General features: G+C 53.2%; 22 protein-coding genes and 1 pseudogene. 11 read left to right on the top strand and 12 right to left on the bottom strand.

The features are described from left to right. Nucleotides 1-89: 89 nt before the first annotated feature. A complete protein-coding gene (locus GTU79_RS29890) occupies nt 90-998 on the bottom strand; it encodes an alpha/beta fold hydrolase (RefSeq protein ID WP_203524256.1) in 909 nt (302 codons plus the stop codon). A 216-nt stretch (nt 999-1,214) separates the two neighbouring features. Further along, nucleotides 1,215-2,123 (bottom strand): alpha/beta fold hydrolase, encoded by a 909-nt coding sequence (locus GTU79_RS29885; protein ID WP_253073459.1) that lies wholly within the window; start codon nt 2,121-2,123, stop codon nt 1,215-1,217. 89 nt (nt 2,124-2,212) lie between these two features. Between GTU79_RS29885 and GTU79_RS29880 the strand changes: the two genes are divergently transcribed. Continuing rightward, on the top strand, nt 2,213-2,599 hold the full coding sequence (locus tag GTU79_RS29880) for a MerR family transcriptional regulator (RefSeq protein WP_203524255.1): 387 nt from the start codon (nt 2,213-2,215) through the stop codon (nt 2,597-2,599). A 74-nt stretch (nt 2,600-2,673) separates the two neighbouring features. Here GTU79_RS29880 and GTU79_RS29875 read toward each other — a convergent pair whose 3' ends face one another. The 3 genes from GTU79_RS29875 to GTU79_RS29865 form a co-directional block, all read right to left on the bottom strand. Next, nucleotides 2,674-3,198 carry a GNAT family N-acetyltransferase gene (locus GTU79_RS29875; protein WP_203524254.1) on the bottom strand — a complete coding sequence of 175 codons (525 nt, stop codon included), beginning with the start codon at nt 3,196-3,198 and terminating at the stop codon, nt 2,674-2,676. A gap of 23 nt (nt 3,199-3,221) precedes the next feature. Continuing rightward, a complete protein-coding gene (locus GTU79_RS29870; protein WP_214513611.1) occupies nt 3,222-3,881 on the bottom strand; it encodes a LysE family translocator in 660 nt (219 codons plus the stop codon). A gap of 116 nt (nt 3,882-3,997) precedes the next feature. After that, on the bottom strand, nt 3,998-5,068 hold the full coding sequence (locus tag GTU79_RS29865) for a bifunctional transcriptional activator/DNA repair enzyme AdaA (RefSeq protein ID WP_203524252.1): 1,071 nt from the start codon (nt 5,066-5,068) through the stop codon (nt 3,998-4,000). Between the two features lie 371 nt (nt 5,069-5,439). On the opposite strand from GTU79_RS29865, the gene GTU79_RS29860 reads away from it, so the two are divergent. Beyond that, nucleotides 5,440-6,093, top strand: a complete 654-nt coding sequence (locus GTU79_RS29860; protein WP_214513610.1) for an NUDIX hydrolase — start codon at nt 5,440-5,442, stop codon at nt 6,091-6,093. Nucleotides 6,094-6,247: 154 nt separating this feature from the next. Here GTU79_RS29860 and GTU79_RS29855 read toward each other — a convergent pair whose 3' ends face one another. After that, nucleotides 6,248-7,414 (bottom strand): MFS transporter, encoded by a 1,167-nt coding sequence (locus GTU79_RS29855; protein WP_203524251.1) that lies wholly within the window; start codon nt 7,412-7,414, stop codon nt 6,248-6,250. Nucleotides 7,415-7,578: 164 nt separating this feature from the next. Between GTU79_RS29855 and GTU79_RS29850 the strand changes: the two genes are divergently transcribed. After that, complete coding sequence (locus tag GTU79_RS29850; RefSeq protein ID WP_203524250.1) at nt 7,579-8,460, top strand: LysR family transcriptional regulator; 882 nt, start codon at nt 7,579-7,581, stop codon at nt 8,458-8,460. Between the two features lie 16 nt (nt 8,461-8,476). On the opposite strand, the gene GTU79_RS29845 is transcribed toward GTU79_RS29850, so the two are convergent. Next, nucleotides 8,477-8,932, bottom strand: a complete 456-nt coding sequence (locus GTU79_RS29845; protein ID WP_203524249.1) for an ester cyclase — start codon at nt 8,930-8,932, stop codon at nt 8,477-8,479. 102 nt (nt 8,933-9,034) lie between these two features. Here GTU79_RS29845 and GTU79_RS29840 point away from each other — a divergent pair, with 102 nt between their 5' ends. Beyond that, nucleotides 9,035-9,949 carry a LysR family transcriptional regulator gene (locus GTU79_RS29840; protein ID WP_203524248.1) on the top strand — a complete coding sequence of 305 codons (915 nt, stop codon included), beginning with the start codon at nt 9,035-9,037 and terminating at the stop codon, nt 9,947-9,949. Nucleotides 9,950-9,978: 29 nt separating this feature from the next. Here GTU79_RS29840 and GTU79_RS29835 read toward each other — a convergent pair whose 3' ends face one another. Further along, nucleotides 9,979-10,233, bottom strand: coding sequence for a helix-turn-helix domain-containing protein (locus tag GTU79_RS29835; protein WP_203524247.1), 255 nt, complete (start codon nt 10,231-10,233; stop codon nt 9,979-9,981). 575 nt (nt 10,234-10,808) lie between these two features. Between GTU79_RS29835 and GTU79_RS29830 the strand changes: the two genes are divergently transcribed. From GTU79_RS29830 to GTU79_RS29805, 6 genes are all read left to right on the top strand, one after another. Beyond that, on the top strand, nt 10,809-11,687 hold the full coding sequence (locus GTU79_RS29830) for an amino acid ABC transporter permease (protein ID WP_203524246.1): 879 nt from the start codon (nt 10,809-10,811) through the stop codon (nt 11,685-11,687). Between the two features lie 5 nt (nt 11,688-11,692). Next, complete coding sequence (locus tag GTU79_RS29825) at nt 11,693-12,505, top strand: amino acid ABC transporter ATP-binding protein (RefSeq protein WP_476749684.1); 813 nt, start codon at nt 11,693-11,695, stop codon at nt 12,503-12,505. Between the two features lie 55 nt (nt 12,506-12,560). Beyond that, entirely contained in the window at nt 12,561-13,700 is a 1,140-nt protein-coding gene (solA, locus tag GTU79_RS29820) for an N-methyl-L-tryptophan oxidase (protein WP_203524245.1), read from the top strand. Between the two features lie 75 nt (nt 13,701-13,775). Continuing rightward, nucleotides 13,776-14,684, top strand: a complete 909-nt coding sequence (locus tag GTU79_RS29815; RefSeq protein ID WP_132924091.1) for an ABC transporter substrate-binding protein — start codon at nt 13,776-13,778, stop codon at nt 14,682-14,684. Between the two features lie 44 nt (nt 14,685-14,728). Continuing rightward, complete coding sequence (locus GTU79_RS29810) at nt 14,729-15,490, top strand: glutamine amidotransferase (RefSeq protein WP_132924092.1); 762 nt, start codon at nt 14,729-14,731, stop codon at nt 15,488-15,490. A 152-nt stretch (nt 15,491-15,642) separates the two neighbouring features. Next, complete coding sequence (locus GTU79_RS29805) at nt 15,643-16,563, top strand: LacI family DNA-binding transcriptional regulator (protein WP_253073458.1); 921 nt, start codon at nt 15,643-15,645, stop codon at nt 16,561-16,563. Between the two features lie 47 nt (nt 16,564-16,610). On the opposite strand, the gene GTU79_RS29800 is transcribed toward GTU79_RS29805, so the two are convergent. The 3 genes and pseudogenes from GTU79_RS29800 to GTU79_RS29790 form a co-directional block, all read right to left on the bottom strand. Next, nucleotides 16,611-17,693, bottom strand: a complete 1,083-nt coding sequence (locus tag GTU79_RS29800; protein WP_203524243.1) for a YeiH family putative sulfate export transporter — start codon at nt 17,691-17,693, stop codon at nt 16,611-16,613. Nucleotides 17,694-17,839: 146 nt separating this feature from the next. Beyond that, entirely contained in the window at nt 17,840-18,523 is a 684-nt protein-coding gene (locus GTU79_RS29795) for a GntR family transcriptional regulator (RefSeq protein ID WP_203524242.1), read from the bottom strand. Nucleotides 18,524-18,739: 216 nt separating this feature from the next. Beyond that, nucleotides 18,740-19,875, bottom strand: a pseudogene (locus GTU79_RS29790) (porin). A 595-nt stretch (nt 19,876-20,470) separates the two neighbouring features. Between GTU79_RS29790 and GTU79_RS29785 the strand changes: the two are divergent. Then, nucleotides 20,471-20,872 (top strand): tautomerase family protein, encoded by a 402-nt coding sequence (locus tag GTU79_RS29785; protein WP_203524241.1) that lies wholly within the window; start codon nt 20,471-20,473, stop codon nt 20,870-20,872. A 196-nt stretch (nt 20,873-21,068) separates the two neighbouring features. Here the strand turns inward: GTU79_RS29785 and GTU79_RS29780 are convergent, their stop codons facing one another. Beyond that, nucleotides 21,069-21,701: a glutathione S-transferase family protein gene (locus GTU79_RS29780; protein ID WP_203524240.1), complete on the bottom strand. Its 633-nt coding sequence runs from the start codon at nt 21,699-21,701 to the stop codon at nt 21,069-21,071. Nucleotides 21,702-21,706: the final 5 nt, after the last annotated feature.

Genomic DNA, 21,706 nt, shown 5'->3' with positions numbered 1-21,706 from the left:
TGCAGATAACAGCACCTTTTCACGCCTGCGGATGAGAGATTAAGAAAATCTGTAGCGTCAGGGGTTTTGCCGGCCGGGAGGGAACACCCTCAGTGAGATGCGGTAGCTCTGATGAAAGCCGAAAGATCGCCGTTAAACCGCACCGTTTCTTCGATAAAAGGCGAGTGACCGGAATTTGCATATAATTTGCTTTTAACGGCGGGATTAATGGCTTTCGCCCTGGCGATGGTCGGGTTAGGCTGCACCAGGGCGTCTTTCGCGCCAAAGAGCAGCAATACCGGCACCTTGGTTTTACCTAACCCTTGAACGGCAAAGACGGATACTGAAAATATATTATCCTGCATATCCCAGGAGGCCATGGCGGCACTGGCATACAACAGCTCAAACGTGGACTGAGGAGGCCTGGTATAAAAACACAGGTTCAGGAAATCACGTATGGCATTGAGGTGTGTCAGGAGATCGGGTGAAACCAGGTTCGCGTAGACATCGGGATGAGGTGTAATCAGATCGGCGGTCAGTTCTATCACGCCATCCACATACATCACGCTGGAAATATTACCGTCGCCATACTTCGCCAAGTAGTTGGAGAGGGTAATACCGCCTAGGGACCACCCCACCAATACCGGTTTGCGGGCGTGCGCCCCGTTGATGACGGCGGCAAGATCGTCAGCCCAGCGATATCCATCGGTATAGGCAATGGCAGCCGTGGGTTTGCCGGACAGGCCGTGGCCGCGCAGATCGTAGGTAATCAGGCGATAACGTGCGAGCTGGGCGCTGTCAACCTGCCCCGCCCAATCCAGATGACTGCCGAGCAGTCCGTGAATCAATACCACAGGGATACCGTTAGGGTTTCCTGATTCCTGAACAGCGATGACAACGCCGTCGGAAGAAGTGACCGTATAGTTCTTGGGCTGCGCGAAAGCAAAGGACGTCCCAAAGAACAACGCAACGATAACCGCCATTACTGACAGGATGCGACTGAGGTTAATTTTAACCATTTTAAGGTACTCTCATTTACGAATAAGAGATTACACAGTTACCCTTAAGCCGAGGTCAGGGTCAATCGTCTAATTTGGCACCCTTTAAGCAAGAAATGCACCCAAACCCACCCCGCCGCGGGAGTGATCACCGCTATCGCTGTTTAATCGTGAAAGCAACCCCCATTGGATAATGACGGCCGCCATCCGGCCTATATGTCCCTCTGCCGAAAACGCTCAATGCAACGCGGTAGCATCGATAAATGAGGAGAGATCGCGATTAAACCGCTCCGGCTCTTCAATAAACGGGGCGTGGCCGGAATTTGCGTATAGCTTGCTCCTTATTCTTGGATTCAGTTGCACCGCCCGGGAAATAGTGGGTTTCGCCTTAACCAGCGCATCGCGACCGCCGTAGATGAACAGCAGCGGTACGCGGGCCTTACCTAACCCCTGAGAGGCATCCACCGATATTGACTGAACGGCGCGCTGCATATCCCAGGATGCCACTGACGCATTAGCCAGCAGGCGTTCGAAGGTGGTCGTGTCGGGCTGGGTATGAAAGCACAGGCTCAGGAAATCACGTACGGCATCCAGGTGGGTCTTTAAATCCGCTGAATTCAGGTTTCGATAGACTTCAGGATGCGGCACTAGCTGTTCCGGCGTGAGTTCTATCACGCCGTCTACATACACCGCGCCGGAAATAAGGCTATCGCCGAACTTGGCCAGATAGTTTGTGATAACCACGCCCCCCAGCGACCAGCCGACAAGAACAGGTTTGCGGGCATGGGATGTGCTGATGACCGAGGCGAGATCGTCCGCCCAGCGTTTCCCATCGGTGTAAGCTTCGGCGTCCGTTGGCTTGCCGGATAGGCCGTGACCCCGCATGTCATAAGTAATGAGACGATACCGCTGGAGTTCCGGGCTGTTAACCTGGGTGTCCCAGTTCAGATGACTGCCCAGCAGCCCGTGAATGAATATAACAGGAGCACCGTCCGGGTTTCCTGATTCTTGAACGGCTATGGTGACGCCATCGGGCGAGATTGTGGTGTAGCTTTTGGTAGCGGCCAGCGCGAACGGTGATGAGATAAACAAAAAGACGGTGAATAACACCGCGTGCCGGGCATGGCAAAACATGATTTTCAGCATGGAAATAAACCCACTGTAGGAAGATTGCCGACAGTGTCAACCCTCACATTAGTGTTAGGGTCAAGGAGAAAAAGTGCTATCATTTTCCCATGAACGATAATATCCCTCAGGTTCCGCTGACCATCGGCACGCTGGCCCGCGAGACCGGCGCCAGCGTGCGCTCAATCCGTTACTACGACGAACACGGACTGCTTACGTCTTATCGCACCGGTAACGGCTATCGGGCATTTCCGCGGGCTGCGGTTGCGCAGGTCAAACAAATCCAGCGCATGATTGCCACCGGTTTCACCCTGGCGGAAATTCGCGCTTTCCCCGACTGCATGCTGATGATCGAAGGCGCGAGCTCGTGCGCCGAAACCACCGAGGTTCAGCGCAAGCGGTTACTTTCAATAGAACGTCAGATAGCCGATCTTGAGCGCCGCCGCGCGCGTCTGCTTAAGACGCTGGCGGAAGGCGCGGTCCCCCCGCTGGATTGATGTGCACAATGCCTGTCTGTCAGCGGTGCGGCGTCTTGCCGCTTTTGGACGAACGCAAACAGCCCCATACGAGTTCAAGCCATTAATGATTTGCTCAGCGTAACCAGCGTAAGATCGCCGCGCAGCGGGACGCCTACGCCGGGATCGTCATAGGGAAAGGGCTCAATATGTCCGGTTTTCGCAAAACCGCGCCGCTCATACCATTCAATCAGCTTTTCACGCACATTGATGACCGAGATTTTCAGACTGTGGGCGCCGGCGTCGCGGGCGAATTTCTCCGCCCCCATCATTAGAGAGCGGCCCAGACCGGAGGATTGCACCTGAGGACTCACGGCCAGCATCGAGAGGTACCATTCGCCGCTGTCCATCGGAGTAAGGGCGACACAGCCGGCCAATTTGCCAGAAGCGTTACCACGCGCCACAAGAATGATCGATGCGCCGTTCTCAATCATCTCTTCCAGCGAATGCCTGTTGGTACGTGGCCCTTCGATCAATCCGACTTCGGTCGTCCAATCCGGCGCTGAAATACCTCGATAGGCCTGGTTAACCAGTTCGGCGACTTTATCGAGGTCTTTGACCTCCGCGATGCAAAGCTCCATCTATTATCCTCATTTGATAAAATTTAAATTTTCTGCAATGCAACATTTACTCCTAAGCCGATGAAAATCGCGCCGCCGATCTTTTGCATGGCATTTTGCATGCGATTTGACTTCTTCAGCCGGGATAAAATGACTTCGGCCAAAAGCACGCAAACAATATCAGCAGAAGAAAATGTCAGATTAACGATGCTTCCCAGCGCGATAAATTGCAGCCAAACCGGAAGAGTTCCGGAAACATCAATAAACTGCGGCAAAAATGCCAGATAAAAAATGGCTGTTTTAGGATTCAGAATCTCAACCGTAACACTCTCAAAAAAAGCCTGCTTTGCAGATTTAACCCTTCTCACGTCGGATGTCGCAACCTCGCCAGAGGGTCGGATACGGAACATCTGTATACCCAGACAGACTAAATAGGCCGCACCCAGCAGCTTTACCGCCAAAAAAAGAATGGGAACGACATGAAACAGCAAGGTAAGTCCCGCCGCTGCCGCGATAACATGGGCATAACCACCTAAATGGATACCTAGCGCGGCCATCAATCCCGCGCGCCGACCCTTGGCAATGGTCTGGGCGGCGGTATAAAGCATCGCAGGGCCGGGAATATAGGCGAATATGATAGTGGTAAAAAAGAAAGGGATAAACAAATCGTATGACAGCATCATTTTTCCTGTATAAAATGTCATATAACACTTTGATAAATAATTAAAAATACAAAAAATCACCCCGGCGTTACGGCTATATAAGCAACAATGTTACAGCCACGTTCAGGGTCTTCTTACCATTCATGCATTCTCAATTTTTATTCATGAGTAACCTGTACATGCGTCATACGGCGCTCATGCTCAATAAGCCACTTCTTCCGCCAGAGACCGCCGCCATAGCCGGTCAACGAGCCGTCAGCGCCAATGACCCGATGGCAAGGGATAACAATGGCGATTTGATTGGCGCCATTCGCTCTCGCAACGGCGCGGGTTGCTTTGCCATTGCCTAGTTGCCTGGCTATGTCCGAATAGCTGCGCACCTGTCCCATGGGGATGGTTCTCAACGCATCCCAGACGGTATTGGTAAAAGGCGTGCCGAATTTCGCCAGCGGCGTGGTGAAGTCGGAAATCTTTCCCGCAAAATATAAACCAAGTTCCTCTTCAATCAAATCGATGGGCTCTTCCCGCCCCATGACTATTTCGGAACCGGTGGCCTTTTTGATAGATACTATTTCGCCGGGCAATGCCTTGCGATCAAGAAATTCCAATAAATAAAGCGTCCGCTTATCCCCAATGGCGATCATTGTGCCGATGGGGGTTTCTATCCAATCTGCTTTAAGATAAGAAAGGTGATTGACGTTCTTGGGCGCAACGCCTATCAATTTGGCGATGGCATTGCGAAAGCCGCTGCCTGAATCATAGTTGGCATTTACCTGCGCCTCGATGACTTTGGCGCCATGAGCTAACGAATCAATGCTCCGTCCGATTCTCCTCAATCGGGCAATCTCTAAAAAGGTGATGCCAAACTGCCGCCGAAAAGCCCGTCTGACGGCGGACGGATCATACCCCATATCGATTATTTCTTTTTCCGACCACTTTTGATTGGGGTCATGCTCCAATGCGTCGAGCAATCGATCGATGGCCGGCTCACGGGTCAGCCCGGCGTTCATGGGTCGGCAACGCTTGCAGGGCCGGAATCCCGCTTCCAGCGCGGCGGCTATTGAGGGATGAAACAGGACGTTTTCCCGTTTCGGTTTGCGCGCCGGGCAGGTTAGCTTACAGAAAACACCGGTGCTTTTCACACCCACATAAGCGAACCCCTCATAGGACGGATCCCGTTCCATCAACGCTTGGTAAAGAATGTCATCATCCGGCAGATCAAATAACATTACGGTCACCTTCATCCGAGCAAGTCATGACGATGCTAATACAAACAATCATCGCCGGCGACGTAAATCGGGCACGGATTTTTTCTTGTTTAAGATTGAAGTTATATGCTTACAAAATCAATTATTAAGAATTAAATATCTATCAATTGTAAAAATTAAAGACTTTCACGCTACCCATCCAAGACCCACTTACTGTTGGCCATGATGGCAATTTTATTTGCCCGGTGCGTTTCGTTCTTCATATATCAGGCTTAACACAAATTAACCAAATTTCATCTTGCACCTTATTCTTAAAATATTAGCAAAGTGCTTTAAGAATATTTTATTTTCTTTATACTGGCCAGATATTTTTTATTTTACGAGAGGGCGCTATGAGCTCAAATGATATAAAAGACGATCAGGGAAACACAGCGGAATTATCGTTGATTGCATTGGGACAAAAACTGCAGGCAATGGCGCAAACCGGGCTGACCTTTACCAAAGATCGCTATGATATTGAGCGTTACACGGAACTGCGTGATATCGCCGCGCAATTTATGGCTCAACAGTTTTCGGCGGACAAGCTGCATTTTGCGGAAGAATTTATCAAACAGCAGGGTTACGCCACACCCAAGGTTGATACCAGGGCCGTGGTGCTAAGGGAGGGTAAGATACTGATGGTAAAGGAAGCCGATGATAAATTATGGAGCTTGCCCGGCGGCTGGGCCGATGTGGGAGACCGTCCCTCCGACGCCGTGTGCCGGGAAGTTGTCGAGGAAACCGGCCTGGTAGTCAGGGTTGAGCGTTTATTAGGAGTATGGGACAGAAATCTGCATGGACATCCCCGTTATCCCTGGCATGTCTATAAGCTGATATTCTTCTGTAAAGAACTGGGGGGCACGTTGCAATTAAGCGAGGACTCTCTTGATATTGATTTTTTCGATCCGCAAAAGCTGCCGCCATTATCCTTAACGCGGATCGTTCCCATTGAAATTGAAAGCAGCCTGGACATTATAAAAAACAATAAAGAGACTTGGTTCGATTAAGCTAAAGCAGGAGGAAATGGCGTGAATAATAATTTTCGTCAACGCGTACAATCTGCGCCAGAGATAATTATCTTTACCAAAAAATATCATCCACGCTAAAGATACAATGTTCTCCACCGCAAGTCGGGGAGCAATCGCTCGAATGTCCCCGCTTTCAGCGGCGCACCGAACGGCTCTGGGAATAAGCCTTCCGCCGCTTTCGTAAATAACCGGGCAGCATAAAGCTGCACACGGCAACAATGCCCAACACCGCCCCCGCCTGCAACAATGCTTTTGGGCCGTAATGCACCATCCACAATCCACCCGACATCGCGCCGGCGCCAATGCCGATATTGCACGTCATTACATACAGCGCCGATGCCGCCTCGGCCTGACCCGGCGCCAGCTCTATGACCCAGCTCTGCAAGCCGATAAACAGCATGGCGATGCCCGCGCCCCAAACCGCCATCACCAGCCAGGGGATACCGGGCTGCGGGGCGAGATAAAGCATTAGCACTTGGCTGATAACGATACCGCTGGCGGAGAGTACCGCCAAACGCGCGGGGTGTGCTCCGAGCCAGCCGGCCAGTAATGTTCCCGCCGCGCCGGACAGGCCGAATACCAGTAACGCCAGCGGCAGGCGAGGGCCCCGCATCCCCAGGGTATCTGTTACCAGCGGGGTGATATAGGTGTAACCATTGAAGTGGGCGGTAATAATCAGCAGCGTCACCGCCACCGCGCCATACAGCGGCCAGTTGCGGCGTGGGAAGCTGCCCCCGGAATCCGGGATCGCGACGGCCACCGACGGTAGCCAAAAATACCCCAGGATAAAAATGATCAGTCCGAACGCGCCGAATATGGCAAATCCCACTTGCCAGTTAAAGGCCTGTCCCAGGGCGGTAGATAAAGGTACGCCGCCGACAATGGAAAGGGAGATGCCGGAATAGGCCCAGGCGGTCGCCCGGCCCGGCGGCATGCGCGGCGCGATTTTAACCGCGTAGGAGGCCAGAATGGACCAGAATACCCCATGCCCCAAGGCGGCAACGATCCTTAACAGCATCAGAAACCAATAGGAATGAGCTACCAGCGCCAGTCCGTTGCATAGGGTGATAATAGCCAGCAGGGCGAGAAACAGGGGGCGGCGGTTTATCCGGTTGGTCAAAAGCGTGATGGGAATGACCGTCAGGGTAATGATCCAGGCATAGCCTGTCACCAGCGCGCCAACGGCGGCCTGGGACACCTGGAGGTCCTCAGCGATACGAGGCAGCAGTCCTATGGGTAAATACTCGGTGGTTTGGGAAACAAAGGCGCCTAACATCAATACCAATAAAGCACGAATCATCGTTGTTTATCCGGTTGTCACAATCGCCGTCGAGTAGACCGATGTCTGGCCCCCACAATAATCTTTAAACGATTAAAGAAAAATAAGGTAGCATTCAATTCTCTGATGACAACTATGTCATGAATGGATAAATCATGAATGGATAGGTCATGAATGGAGCGCGCATGGATCATTTGGGTGGTCTCGAACTGTTCGTACAGGTGGCCAAGGCGGGAAGTTTTGTCGAGGCGGCCCGACTTACCGGCGTATCGCCTTCGGCGGTAAGCAAAGGCATCGCCCGGCTGGAGGCGAGGTTAAAGGTTCGCTTGCTTAACAGAAGCACGCGAAGCGTCGCCCTGACGGCGGAAGGTACCCGGTTTTATCAGAACACACTGGTGATACTGCGCGCCGTTGAAGACGCGGAACAGGATCTAACCCAAATCAGGAAATATCCGCGGGGCAAGCTTAAGGTCAGCATGGCGGAAGAGAGCATGGTGTCGTCCTTTATGGCGGATTTTGCCCTGGCCTGGCCGGATATCGAGCTGGAGCTGGTGGTCTCCGATCGCATGGTGAATGTCATCGAGGAAGGGTTCGATGTGGTCGTCCGCAGCGGCAATATCGGCGATTCCCGGCTGATGGCCAAAAAGCTGGCGGTATTCAGTTCAAAGGTGGTCGCCTCGCCCGATTATCTCGCCAAAGCCGGAACGCCTGAAAACCCGGCGGATTTACTGCGCCATGCCTGTTTGCATTACCGCTTCCTTCATAGCGGTAAAATAGAGCATTGGCAGTTAAGGGGTTTGGAACCCGCCGCCGCGGGTACGCTGCCCGTTGCGATGGTATGCAACAATATCCAGGGGCGGCTGGACTTCGCCAAGCGCGGCGTGGGGTTGGCCTGGCTGCCGGATTATATCGTCCAGGGCGCTCTGGATGAGGGCACCTTGGTGAGCGTGCTGGATGAGTATGCCATCCGCGTCGAACCGCTTTGGCTACTATGGCCTTCCGGGCCTTACCTGCCGCTGAAAACCCGGGTATTTATCGATTATCTGTCCACCTGTTTTGCGGCGTGAAACATCCCGCCCGCCATCAATGATTACCTAACGGGGGGTAGGCGCCCAACTGCTGGAACAGGCCGAACCAGTCCTCCAGATGCCAGGTTCTTTTGATACGCTCTCCTTCGAATTCATGGAACTCATGGATACTGAAGCTGACCTTTTTTCCGGTGGCCGGAATACCGAACAGCGGGCCAAGATGTGTGCCGGTAATTTCCGCCCGCACGGCGGCGCGGCCGGCGACCTGGATCAGATCATGGACGATGATATTGACATCGGGCATGGCCTGTAAAAAAAGACCGATGATCGGCTTTAGTCCTTCCGGGCCGGGTCCCTGGCCGGGCGCCAGCGGAATGTCTTCCCAATCGGCGGTGACGGCGATATCCATCAGATCCGGGTTTTTGTCGTTGAACGCCCGATACAGCGTTTCCACCGCCTGACGTTCAATTTTCAGTCGTTCGGTATCGGCCAGCGTGTTGGTGTCGGTCATATGCCTCTCATCCTCGTTGAATTTATAAGAACCCATGGCCAATTCTGTATAACCCGTTAAAATTTGTCTAACAAATATCCAATATGAATGATTATTTGAAATATGGATTTTCATGGTATCGATTTAAATTTGCTGGCGGCGTTTGATGCGCTGATGATTGAGCGTAACGTGACCCGCGCGGCGGCGCGCGTGGGGGTCAGTCAGCCGGCAATGAGCGCGGCGCTGTCGCGCCTGCGCCAGCTGTTTGACGATCGGCTGTTCCTGCGCAGCGCGGGCGGCTTGCTGCCCACACCCCTCGCCAGGGATATCGCCAACCCTATTTCCCAGGCGCTAAGGCAGATAGAGGCGGCCCTGGTGGAAAAACCGGAGTTTATACCCGAACGGATGTCGCTTACCTTTACCCTCGGGATGTCCGAATATGCGGCCATTGTGTTGCTACCGGCGCTGGCGCGGGCGCTGGAAAAGCGGGCCCCCGGCGTCGCATTAAACGTGCATGCGTTCAACGGCCGGGATAGCGCAGTGGACCTGCTGGATGCGGGGACCATCGATCTGGCGGTAGGGGTACCCCCGCGACGCACGGAGAGCCGCATATTAACCAAGTCCATTTTCCGGGATGAATTCGTGACCATTGTTCGCCGCGACAGCGCCGCGGCGAAGAGGGGAATGAGTATGGATGCCTTCCTGGCCCTGTCCCATGTGTTGGTGTCGCCGGAAGGGGATCGCTACGGCCTGGTGGACCAGGCGCTGGCGCAGATGGGCAAGCAGCGCACCTTGGCATTGACCCTGCCGCAAATGCTCGCGGTTCCCGCGGTCATTGCTCAAACCGACATGACGGCAACGGTAATGAAGCGGGTCGTGCTCCATTCGTCCGTTCAACGGGATCTGGTCCTGTTTCCGCCGCCGATTGTGCTGCCGTCCATTGATTTTCACCTGATCTGGCACCGGCGCAGCGATCCGCATCCGGCTCAGCAGTGGTTCAGGGGGCTTATCGCGACGCTTGGCGCTTCATTAGATTGATAGGTATTGAAACCTCCGTTATCCGATTATTACAACGGGTAAAGCGGACTGAATTTACGGGGGATTTTATTGATCATGATTTCCGGCTCAATCCCCAGCATTTGAGACAAATGAACAGACTCAACGATATCCAATCGTCTTTCACCGTTTTCCACTATTGCAATAAATGATTGCGGGCGACCCAAAGCGTCGGCAAGCTGTCCCTGGGTAATCCCCTTTGAAATACGGGTAGTTTTGAACAATGTTATAACTAATTGATATTCCTGGGCGTATATCGAGACCATAAAAGAGTATCTGAGTAAAATATCCCGAATTTGAATGTCCGCATTTTACCTAAAGATTCCCAATTGGATAATAACATTCCCGTTGTCAGTAAGTGCCATCCTCTTTTTTAAACAAATTTAGGAAAGCATAGGATCTTCTTTTCAGGCATGATGAAATAAGAAAATGTGATGTGTATCCCGATTATCATTGGAAAACTATCTATATCCTTCTCAATAATAGAATTTGAAAATTCATCGAAATTTCAACAAGTAAAAACAGCATAGATTCCATTGCTATAAATTGGTTAAATTAAGCACAATAATATCGTTGATTATGTTGCCAAGACGTAATCACCACAGATGCAATCCCTATTACTGGTTCTAAATATTTTATAAATCGGTTTACCGCAGCATGAATCCCTATCCCAATCCCATTTTTACCGCTTTTTCCCTCTGGCACCATATTGACAAGAAATCGATTACTCATATTCTGATGGCGTGCAGCAACGTCTTTTCAAGAGAAATTCGCCATCAATGAGAAATCGATTTCTAGACATTGGAAATTCGTTTTTACTTACCAGCAAGTGAGGTAGCGAGTGACTGCAAAACCCCTATCCCAGTATGCGGGAAAACCCGAGCCCTATCTTTCGGGCAAGCCCAGGATTCCAGGCCGAAGCAAACGCCTGCTGATTACCGCGCTGGTTAGCGTTCTCCTGGTGTTGCTCATCGTACGCATTGCCATCAGCGGAGCGATTGACTGGTCGGTCATGGCCAGCTTTTTCTTCCATCGGGCCATCCTTGACGGGCTGGTCATGACGCTGCAACTCACGGTACTCTCCATGCTATCGGGCATTATTCTCGGTACCCTGCTGGCCGTTATGTCCCTCTCCCGCTATCCCATCGTAAACGCCGCCGCCATGCTCTATATCTGGCTGTTTCGCGGCACGCCGTTACTGGTGCAGCTTATTTTCTGGTTCAATATCGCCCTGGTATTTCCGGTTATCGGCACCGGCGACTGGCAGATATCGGTGAATGTGCTGATAACCCCCTTTGTCGCCGCGGTATTGGGGCTGGGGCTGAATGAAGGCGCCTATATGGCGGAGATCGTGCGGGCCGGCCTGAACGCCGTGGACAGCGGGCAGACCGAAGCCGCTCACAGCATCGGCCTGAGCAGAACCAAGGTCATGACCCTTATCGTCTTTCCCCAGGCGTTGAAAATAATCACCCCGCCTACCGCCAATCAAATCATCGGCATGTTGAAAAACACCTCTCTGGTCTCAGTCATCGGGGCGCAGGAGCTGTTAACCAAATCCGAAGATATTTATGCGCGGAATTTTCATGTTATCGAACTGCTGGTGGTGGCCTCCATCTGGTATCTGATTCTCACCACGGTAGCCTCGGGCCTGCAGTACTGGCTCGAGCGCCACCTTGACGGCAAAAACACGCGTAATTTGCTCTCCGAGACGGGGGTTTAACCATGATGACCTCCATGCTGCCACAAGATAATCCGATACTGCGGCCCGTGTCCTGGCATCGCCCCATGCTCTGCGCGCGCGATATCTGCAAAAGCTTCGGCGCCAACCAAGTGCTCACCAATGTCTCATTGGATGTGGAGCGCGGCGAAGTGGTATGCATCATCGGTCCGTCCGGGTCGGGCAAAAGTACGTTTTTACGCTGCCTGAATTTTTTGGAGATGCCGGACAGCGGCGGCGTATGGCTGGATGGCGAACGTTTCGGCTGCCGGGAAACAAATGGAGTGCTGTGGGAGCTGCCGGCACCGGACTTCGCGCGTCAACGGGCGGCCATGAGCATGGTCTTTCAGCGATTCAATCTTTTCCCTCACCTGAGCGCGCTGGAAAACGTTGCCCTGGCGCTGCGCCACGTGCTGCATATCCCAAAGGCTCAGGCGCGGGAAAATGCCATGGCGGTTCTGGCATCGGTGGGCATGGACAGCTATGCCCACCGGCGGCCGACGCAGATGTCGGGGGGGCAGCAGCAGCGGGTCGCCATTGCCCGTGCGGTGGCGATGAAACCCAAGGTTTTGTTGTTTGACGAGCCGACCTCCGCGCTGGATCCGGAACTGGTGCATGAGGTGCTGTCGGTAATGACCCTGCTTGCCCGGCAGGGAATGACCATGGTGGTGGTAACGCATGAAATGGGGTTTGCGCGCGAGGTGAGCCATCGGGTGGTGTTTATGGATCGCGGATGCATTGTGGAAGAAGGTCCCAGCGCCCAGGTGATCAACACGCCGACGCATGCGCGAACGCGGGCGTTCCTGTCAAAAATCAAATAGCGCGGCTTGCGTCACCCTATACGTCACCACAGTTCTTTTTTACAGGAGATTCATCATGTCATCGCAAACAGTCGCGGTCGTCGGCGTCGGCGCCATGGGCAGCATGTCGCTCTGGCAGTTGGCTCAACGCGGGTATCAGGTTACCGGTTTCGATCGCATGGGCGTACCCCATGATACCAGCGCCCACGGCGCTGAATCGCGGATATTCCGCCTCGCCTACAAGGAAGGCGCGGAATATATTCCCTTACTGAAACGCTCCCTGGCGCTGTGGCGCGAGCTTCAGTCCACCTCCGAACGCCAATTCCATTTTCCCATCGGCTGCCTGTACATCGGTGAAAAGGGTGCGGAGTGGCTCACCGGCACCTTGGCAGGGGCGCGGGAACATAATGTGCGCCATGAAGTGCTGGACGAGCAGGCGCTGCGCGCCCGTTTTCCCCAGCACCGTTTAAGCGGCGGCGAATTTGCCCTGCTTGATCTCGACGGCGGCCTGCTGCGGCCTGAGCTGGGAGTAAGAGCCGCGGTAAAGGCCGCGCTGGCGGCCGGGGCGACGCTGCATCAAGGCTGCGAGGTAACCCGTATCCATCCCCATGCCGACGGGGTCGATGTCACCTGTGACGGCAATACCCGGCGCTTTGACCGCGTGGTGGTCACCAGCGGCGCCTGGGGAACGCGCATGATTGACGTTCCTTCGCCTCATTTCATCGCCCGCCGTCTGGTAGGGACCTGGTTTGGTATCGATGATAAGCAGGCTTATCTGCCGTCCCGCTTTCCGGTCTGTATCAGGCGCACGTCAGAAATCGATTACTCAGGTTTTCCGTGCATGGATGGCTGGACCATTAAAATCATGCCGCCGGTGAATTATCTCAGCGATATTGATCCCTCTGCGGTGGACAGAACGGTCTCTTACGCCGACACCGCCATTATGCGGCGTGTTGCAGGCACCCTGCTGGAGGGGGTAGATCATCAACCGGTGCGCAGCGGCGTTTATCTGGACGGTTTTACCGGCGACGATCGCCCGGTAATCGATTACCACCCGGAAACCAAACGCATCGTTATCGCTACAGGTTTCTCTGGGCACGGCTACAAAATGTCACCCGCCGTCGGGGTGGCGGTGGCCGACCTTATCGAACGCGACGGCGACCCCTATATCAATGAGCATTTTTCACTAGGATGCGCAGCCCGCCGGGCCGGCTGAATCCGTTTTCTCAACAACCGGCCGGGGATGGCCGGCTAATCCACCGCGGCATGCGGTCCATAAGAGGTTTACACCATGAGCTTATTCGTCAATACCTGGCGGACAACGCTGGTCGTCGCGACATTCTGGTGCGCTCACGCCGCTTACGCCGCGGAGTTGAGCATCGGTCCCAAAGGAGAGCCGTTAAGCGTCAACGCCTCACCCGACCTGGCCGGCAAAGTGCCCCATGCCGGCGGGACCTTTACCATCGGCACCGATCCCGGCACGCCGCCCTACTCCTATTATCGCGAGGACGGGCTGACCCTGGTGGGCCTGGATATCGATTTAGGCAACGCCATCGCCGCCAAACTGGGGCTGCACGCCAAATGGCAGACGCTGAAATTCCCCGGCATCCTGGCGGCGATAAAAGCGGGCAGGATTGACACCGCCCTCAGCGCCATGGGGGATACGCCTGCGAGGGAAAAAGAGGTGGATTTTGTTGATTATTCCACCGACGGCAACGCCATCGTGGTGGCCAAAGGCAATCCCTCCGGCATCAAGAAAATCGGCGATTTGTGCGGTAAACACGTTGCCCTGCTGCAAGGCAGCGTTATGCAGGGATTGGTGGAGGCACAAAATAAAAAGTGCGACACCAAAATCGACATTCAGGTTTTCCAGGATATCAACCAGGCCTTGCTACAGGTTCGTACCCGCCGGGCGGATGCCACCATGTATCAATACGGCGTGGCCGCTTACGTGATCAAAACCTCCCCTGACGCCGCCGGTCTGGAAGTGCTGGCGTTTGAGCAATACGGCACCGGATATAACGCCATGCCGTTCCGCCGCGCCGATACCGCCATGCGCGATGCCGTACAGGCCGCGCTGGGCGAGATGCAAAAAGACGGCAGCTATCAAAAAATCCTCAGCGCATGGGGCATGCAGCCCAACGGACTGGAAAAATTCACCGTCAATGACGGCCTTCGCTTCAATCAGCCCGGGGGCTGATATTTACCGACGCTTAACGCTAATTCCCTATACAGGAGAGAAAAATGTCCATTCGTGTTTTATATTGCGGCGATACCCAAACGGAAACGTTAATATCCGCCAAAGGCATTGATACTTTTATTCTTAATTACTATCGCGATTCCGCCAAGGTATTGCGCGATGCGCTCTCGCCCCGTCCCGGTATTGCGCTGACCCATATGTCCGCCGACCGTATCCGCGCGGAATTTCCCATGACGGAAGAGGATTTCTCCCAGTGGGACGTCATTATTCTCAGCGATACCGGTTACAATAATTTCGCGCTGCTGCCCGGCAACCGCGAGCGTATAGTCCCTATGGGGCCGGACCGCATCGGTAATTTCCGCAAATGGGTCGAAAACGGCGGCGGACTGATCATGGCCGGCGGATATACCACCTATTCCGGTATCGAGGGTAAGGGATTATGGGGAGGCACGCCGATAGAGGCTGTATTGCCGGTCACCTGCGAACGCGGTATCGATGACCGCATCGAAGTGCCCGACGGCGCCAAGCTGGATGTCCTGGTGCCTGAACATCCCATCTTAAAGGGCGTTACTTTTGATAAAGATCGCATCATTCTCGGTTATAATCGGGTGTTTTTGAAATCCGACTCGACGCTTTTGATGGAAACGCGCGGCGATGTGTTTATGGCCGTCGCGGAACCCGGTAAAGGCCGCTCCGTCACCTATACCACCGATCCTGTCTATCACTGGTGTGGTAATCTTCACGAGTGGGAAAATTACGGATTGATGTGGGAGCGCATGGTGAAATGGGCCGCGCGCGAAATATAACAACGCCGATTTAATGCAGTCTGGCCGGCCCGGCTTTTTATGCCGGGCCCCGCACGCGATGAATAAAACCACTAATGACTATTGATCATCGAGCTGTAACTATCTACGACGTAGCCCGACACGCCCATGTCTCCGTGGCAACGGTTTCGCGGGTGACGAACGGTCAAAAAGTGCGTGAGGATTTGGCTAAACGCGTACTGGCGTCCGTTGCCATTCTTGGCTTTCGGCCGAACCGTACGGCCCAGCGCCTGCGGCTGACCACGTCGCATCTGTGGGCACTGATTGTCCCGGACTTCGAAAACTCCTTTTTTACCCGTTTAGCCCGCGGTCTGGAACAGATTTGCCTGCCGCGCAATACCTGCGTGTTTGTCGGCAGTTCCGATGACGATCCGCAAAAAGAGCGGCATTATCTGGATGTCGCCATCGCCGAACGGGTGGGCGGCGTGGTGATCGCCCCGGCCTCGGACGCCACCGATCTCTCGGGACTCACCGAGGCCGGTATTCCAGTGGTGATTGTCGACCGCTCCCTGCCGGACAATCGCTACGATACGGTGCTGACGGATAACTTCGCCGGCGGGGCGCTGGCGGCCAATTACCTCACCTCCGCCGGCTACCGGAAAACCGTCTGTATCGCCGGTTCGCCGAACCCTACCAGCGAAAAACGCCTGGAAGGGTTCGCCGCCACGGTGAATAAAACCGGCCTGCTGGATATCGCCAAGGTCAAATACGGCAATAATCGAATCGAAGGCGGCTATACGGCGATTCGCCAGCTGCTGGAAGAGGGCATCGTCTTTGACTCCGTTTTTGTCACCAACAACCTGATGACCATCGGCGTTATTAAAGCGTTGGACGACTGGGCCGCCCTGTCCCGGGATAATATCGGTTTTGTGGGCTTTGACCTAAATGAAATTCCGCTGCTGGCGGGTAAACGCATCGCCTCCATCGACCAAAATCCTCATGAAATGGGGCGCCTGGCCGGAGAACGGATTATCTTTCAGCAGCAGCAGTCCGATGCCGCCGCCGAGCTGTTTGAATTCGCCCCCAAGCTGGGCGGTCTGAACTGGAAGCTGTAGACTCACAGCTTGGCCGAAAGGAAGCTGGGCTTGTCTGTCAAACGCAATTAAATCAGGTGCCGTACCAGCTGATTAATTGCCCCGCCGCCGATAATCAGCCAGATAAACAGCAGGGTGGCGAGCAGGATAGGTTTTAGTCCCGCCTGCCGAATAGCGCCGGCATGGGTTGTCAGGCCCAGCGCCGCCATGGCCATGGCCAGCATGGCCGTATCCAGGGTAATGAGTTGATTCACCAGCGCCGCCGGCAGCAGGTGAAAGGAATTGAATGCCGCCACGAGAATAAAGACCACCGCGAACCAGGGGATGGTAATGGCCGATTTTCCAGCGGTGTCGGTAATGCCGTGGTGACGGCGGCTGAGGTAGCCGGAAACCAGTACTAAAAAGGGCGCCAGCATCATCACGCGAATCATTTTGGTAATCACGGCGGCATTTTCCGCCTCGGGGCTGATGGAATGGGCGGCGGCGACCACTTGCGCCACTTCATGAATGGTGGAACCGGCGTAAATACCGAAAGAGAGCTCGCTGAACGACAGCCAATGATAGTGTAGGTTGAGGCGGTACAGCCAGGGGTAAACAAAAATGGCCAAGGTACCGAACACTACCACCGTGGCCACGGCGACCGTGACTTTACTGGCTTCGGCCTTTAGTACCGGTTCGGTGGCCATTACCGCCGCCGCGCCGCAGATACTGCTGCCAGCCCCGATAAGCATAACGGTCTGGCTATCCATGCCAAACACCTTTCGGCCCAGCCAGCAGGCCAGCAAAAAGGTACTGCTCAGGGTTAAAAGATCAATGACGACACCGGTGGCGCCCACATCGGCGATTTGCTGAAAGGTTAACCGAAAGCCATACAGAATGATGCCGATACGCAGCAGCCGCTGCTTGGCGAAAAGTACGCCGCTATGGCTTGCCGGCTGAAGCCAGGGATAAATCGTATTACCGGCGATAATGCCAAAAATAATCGCCAGCGTCAGCGCACCCAGGCCCAAATGCGTGATCAAGGGAATATTGCCGGTCCAGATGGCCGCCGCCGTCAGTGCGCCGGCTAAGATCAGCCCCGGCAGCAGACCCAGAGGTTCACGAGGTAAAAGAAAACGTTCGGGTAATGAATGCAATAAGTGAATGGACATGAAACCTCCTGCTCCAGTAGTGACCGGGCCTTAGATTATCAGCGGACCATTCAAAAGATAAATTCATTATATACTTATAACCTACCAGTATAAGTGGTAAAGAGGGGGACATGGGTAAGGAGAATGTCTGCTGGTCACTTCGACCGTTATCCTTCAAACCAGTCAGGATTTTGTGCGGCAATAGGATCAATGGATAGAATCATGTGTCCAAGATGGCGCCGGAGCGCCTGCTCTGCGGCATCGGCATCCCGTTTTTTCAGACCGTCGAAAATGCGATAATGCTCCGCGATAAGGTCCCGGGGCGGCGAGACAACGCTCAGACTCAGATACCGCACCCGGTCCATGGTGGACTTGATGGATTCTATGGTCTTCCAGGCGAGTTGGCATTCGGCGATATCGGCCAGCGCCTGATGGTAACTATCGTCAAGGTCAAAAAATTCCCTGAACTTATCATTGTCCGCCGCCAGCGCCTGACGGCGAAGATTATGTTCCAGCGACAGCACCTGTTCGTCGGTAATACATGCACAGGCGCGCCGCACCACGGCACACTCTATGACCTGCCTGATATAACGCGCTTCGGCGACGCGCTTAGCGGAAATACGCCGCACAAACGTACCGCGCTGAGGAAGGATTTGGACCAGACCGGCTTCAGCCAGTTTGATGAAGGCCTCTCTGATCAGCTGACGCGACACGCCTAAATAGAGTGAAATCTCTTTTTCCGATAACACACTGCCGGGAGCAATAGAGCACGAGATTATTTCATTACGTAAAAAACGGTAAACTTGCAGATTAATTGGTTCATGGTTGTTGAAATCAAATGCTTTTGGCATGACGGTCTGGATGGCTTATTTCGATACATGAAGAGTCATCCTACTATGTATATTGACGGTATGACAATTGCCTTATCGGCGCTAACCAGCTTGGACGCTCTCCTCAGCAAGATAACGAAACGGTGGGCACGCCATGCGGAGGTTCGCGGCGCACCCGGCCCGTTTGGTTATCTTTGCTATTTTCACGATAATATAAGCAATCTCATTGCGGCAGCATCAGAAATCGTACCATGCACGGATGATATTTGTACCATAATCCTGACCAGTGGCGTTGGTAATGACGTGTTCATAGTCAACACGGAAGCCATATTTCAATTGGAACGAGATACCTACGCCATTATCTCGTTTTTCATAATTGCGATCATCTATATATTCCAGACGGTCACCCATAACATAAGGTTTTATTGTTTTAACCGCGTAGCTATCAATTGGGAAGGTGTAGCCGGCAAAATATTCAATACCATAAGCATTACCGGCAAAGTAATCATTGGTATTTTTGATTTTGGTGGTTAAGAAGTTTTGATATAAGCCACCGGTGGCGGACAGCATCCAATGACCGGGCGTCCAGCTTAAGCCGGTACCGGTAATGCTTTGATTATAATCATTCGACTTGTGGCTGACCGGATCTTTAATTTCCGCGCTGGTGTAGTTGTATGCCAATCCCCAACTCAGTGTGGGCGTCAAATGATAGTTGATGCCTAACGAACCGCCGCCTTTACGTTTGTAGTGGAAATTATCCGGCGTCAAATAGTCTTCATCAGAAAACAAATAGGCGGCATACAGATCGGCGTTGCCGGCGCTGACTTTGTATTTCAACTGCTTGCGAGAACGGTAAGAACCGTCATAGTCGCCGTTGACGCCGTTGCCCGGCGCCTGGGCGAGCATATCATCATCCCATACGTCGGTTTTAGCCCCAACCACATCATAATAAACGCTAAGCTGCTGGCCGAAGGTTAACTGGCCGAAGGTTTTGCTTTTGAAACCGGTATAAAGCTGGCGGCGGATAGTATTATTTGCTCCATCGGCATGATGGTTATCCCAATCCAGGACCGCGGGGATATTCACACCCAATTCGTAGTAATTATCCAGCTGACGTCACCGAAAAAATAATAAAAAGAAAAAAAACAAAACCGAACCCCGCCGTCAAAACCATTATCCTTATAGGATCTTTGACCGGTTACCTGGTTCATTTGCGGACGGATGCTTCCCCCCACCTGGAAGGTGAGACGGCTCAATAAGTCATAAGGCTGTGGATCTTGCTTTAGCAAGGTAATTTCTGCATTCGAGATAAAAGAAACACCACTCAACACCAGGCCAATAGAAATCCCTAATATGGATTTTTCATTTTTAATAATCGTTCCGTGTGAAAGAAATTTTAAATAGCATCGCTTTATAATGACCTTACCAAGCATGCCAGTGCCTGAATATCCGGGCCAACCCTGTCCAAACCATATAATCGCTTAGGCTTAAAGCACGACTATCCCAACGAAAGTCATCGCTTTTACCTATAAAAATTTTTAGGTTGTAATTATGTTATCGTTAGCTTTTCTTTTTACATTTTCATAAAATTTCCCTCATCTTTTTTATGGGAAAGTTGCGAATTTCATGACATTGCCAAAAATGACATAAGTACATCGCTTAATGATGATTAATTAATGATTGATGCTAATGATTAATGAGGCAGCGCAAATATACGCACTTGTCCATCTACCATACAAGACTGATAAGAAGATTTTGTAGGCAAGATCACAGATTAATCTTAGATAAAACCATAGCCGTCAGGGATGGCGGGGTATGCCTCCGATTTATATCGGCCTTAAACACATGCTTTTTGAAGATGATTGACGAATACTGGCATATGCATGTATCTTTTCCCTAACGCCCTTGGCGCGACCCTGGCAACGGCTTTGCTTTCGTGTCATGAGGGCCCTCATCCGGAGGTCGAACATGCCTTATCTTCAACTTGACGTAAACGGTCATTACCCGGTGGCGGACAAAAAACGTCTTGCGGCGAAAATCAGCGAAACCTATGCCCAAATGATGTCGGTGGATATTCGCCGCATCAGCGTTGCCATTCGTGAACTGGGCGAAGGCGGGGTATGGCGGATACCGGATATCGGGGGCGAGCCGACCCCGGTTTCCGTAATGATGCTGGATATTAGAAAAGGCAGAACTCCTGAACTGCGAATGGAAGTGGCAAAAGCGCTCTGTGCGCATTGCATCGAAATTTTGGGCCTGCGAGCCGACCGCCTCAATGTTGAGTTTACCCAACATTCCGGCGACGAAATGTATCACCCGGCGCTAGGGGGCTATAGCCCCGAGTGGGAGCAAGGAGAGAGGTCGCGGTAAATCTGAGTTCATATTAAATGGCGAATCTTTTCCCGCCGGGGCGGGATGAAAAAAATTCGCCCCTATGATTGAACGCGCCGCCCGCGGTCTGTTGCATACTTCATCCGTAATCGATACCAAGCATAGGCGCTTCAATGTTCTTTGCCGCCCCATGCATCGAGCACCGACACATAAATGCTCCCTGCTGCAATTTGGTTCAGGCGCCGGCGCTTGAACGCGAGGAAACCGATTGATACCAACGCTCCAGCGCCGGGCGATCGTCTGGGACAGGCAACTTGATGCCGCCGGTGGCAAAATCCACCGTGACCATGGCCGTGATGTCGGCAACGGAAAAAATCTCTCCGGCGATAAAAGGGGTTAGGGCCAGGCGCCCTTCCATATCGTCATAAAAGTTCTTGACCCGCAAAACGCTGCGCTCAGCCAGTGCCGGGATCTGTTCGTAGTCATAGGGGCCGGACAGCGCCCGGCCCTCAAGCCCCGGCACGGTATTGCGCACCGCTTCCATCACCGCAGCGAAACCGTCAAGTTCCACTCGTCGTTCCCACATGGTGATCAGCGCTTTCTCTTTGGCTGACGAGCCCAGCAACGGCATCCCGGGATGGGTCTCTTCAAGGTAGCGCCAGATGGCCGGGACTTCCGCGATGGACGTGCCGTCATCGAGCACCAGCGTCGGCACCTGCAGGCGCGGGTTAATGGCGCGATATTCAGCGCCAAACTGCTCCTTGGCGCCGAGATTCACCGGTATAATGTCTAAATGAATGCCCTTTTCCGCCAGGAAAATACGGACACGGCGTGAATTGGGCGATGAAGCGGATTGATAGAGTTTCATGATGG

It is taken from the genome of Sodalis ligni (genome assembly GCF_016865525.2).
GTDB classification, from domain to species: Bacteria; Pseudomonadota; Gammaproteobacteria; order Enterobacterales; family Enterobacteriaceae; genus Acerihabitans; species Acerihabitans ligni.
This window is presented reverse-complemented; position numbering and strand designations above follow the sequence as displayed.

Excerpts from the sequence above, each read along its gene's own strand:
- GTU79_RS29890 (WP_203524256.1), bottom strand. The coding sequence starts at position 998 with ATGGTTAAAATTAACCTCAGTCGCATCCTGTCAGTAATGGCGGTTATC.
- GTU79_RS29815 (WP_132924091.1), top strand. The coding sequence starts at position 13,776 with ATGAGCTTATTCGTCAATACCTGGCGGACAACGCTGGTCGTCGCGACA.
- GTU79_RS29795 (WP_203524242.1), bottom strand. The coding sequence starts at position 18,523 with ATGCCAAAAGCATTTGATTTCAACAACCATGAACCAATTAATCTGCAA.
- GTU79_RS29875 (WP_203524254.1), bottom strand. The coding sequence starts at position 3,198 with ATGGAGCTTTGCATCGCGGAGGTCAAAGACCTCGATAAAGTCGCCGAA.
- GTU79_RS29865 (WP_203524252.1), bottom strand. The coding sequence starts at position 5,068 with ATGTTATTTGATCTGCCGGATGATGACATTCTTTACCAAGCGTTGATG.
- GTU79_RS29835 (WP_203524247.1), bottom strand. The coding sequence starts at position 10,233 with ATGGTCTCGATATACGCCCAGGAATATCAATTAGTTATAACATTGTTC.
- GTU79_RS29855 (WP_203524251.1), bottom strand. The coding sequence starts at position 7,414 with ATGATTCGTGCTTTATTGGTATTGATGTTAGGCGCCTTTGTTTCCCAA.
- GTU79_RS29850 (WP_203524250.1), top strand. The coding sequence starts at position 7,579 with ATGGATCATTTGGGTGGTCTCGAACTGTTCGTACAGGTGGCCAAGGCG.
- GTU79_RS29785 (WP_203524241.1), top strand. The coding sequence starts at position 20,471 with ATGCCTTATCTTCAACTTGACGTAAACGGTCATTACCCGGTGGCGGAC.
- GTU79_RS29870 (WP_214513611.1), bottom strand. The coding sequence starts at position 3,881 with ATGACATTTTATACAGGAAAAATGATGCTGTCATACGATTTGTTTATC.
- GTU79_RS29840 (WP_203524248.1), top strand. The coding sequence starts at position 9,035 with ATGGATTTTCATGGTATCGATTTAAATTTGCTGGCGGCGTTTGATGCG.
- GTU79_RS29885 (WP_253073459.1), bottom strand. The coding sequence starts at position 2,123 with ATGCTGAAAATCATGTTTTGCCATGCCCGGCACGCGGTGTTATTCACC.
- GTU79_RS29800 (WP_203524243.1), bottom strand. The coding sequence starts at position 17,693 with ATGTCCATTCACTTATTGCATTCATTACCCGAACGTTTTCTTTTACCT.
- GTU79_RS29860 (WP_214513610.1), top strand. The coding sequence starts at position 5,440 with ATGAGCTCAAATGATATAAAAGACGATCAGGGAAACACAGCGGAATTA.
- GTU79_RS29845 (WP_203524249.1), bottom strand. The coding sequence starts at position 8,932 with ATGACCGACACCAACACGCTGGCCGATACCGAACGACTGAAAATTGAA.
- GTU79_RS29825 (WP_476749684.1), top strand. The coding sequence starts at position 11,693 with ATGACCTCCATGCTGCCACAAGATAATCCGATACTGCGGCCCGTGTCC.
- solA (WP_203524245.1), top strand. The coding sequence starts at position 12,561 with ATGTCATCGCAAACAGTCGCGGTCGTCGGCGTCGGCGCCATGGGCAGC.
- GTU79_RS29810 (WP_132924092.1), top strand. The coding sequence starts at position 14,729 with ATGTCCATTCGTGTTTTATATTGCGGCGATACCCAAACGGAAACGTTA.
- GTU79_RS29880 (WP_203524255.1), top strand. The coding sequence starts at position 2,213 with ATGAACGATAATATCCCTCAGGTTCCGCTGACCATCGGCACGCTGGCC.
- GTU79_RS29780 (WP_203524240.1), bottom strand. The coding sequence starts at position 21,701 with ATGAAACTCTATCAATCCGCTTCATCGCCCAATTCACGCCGTGTCCGT.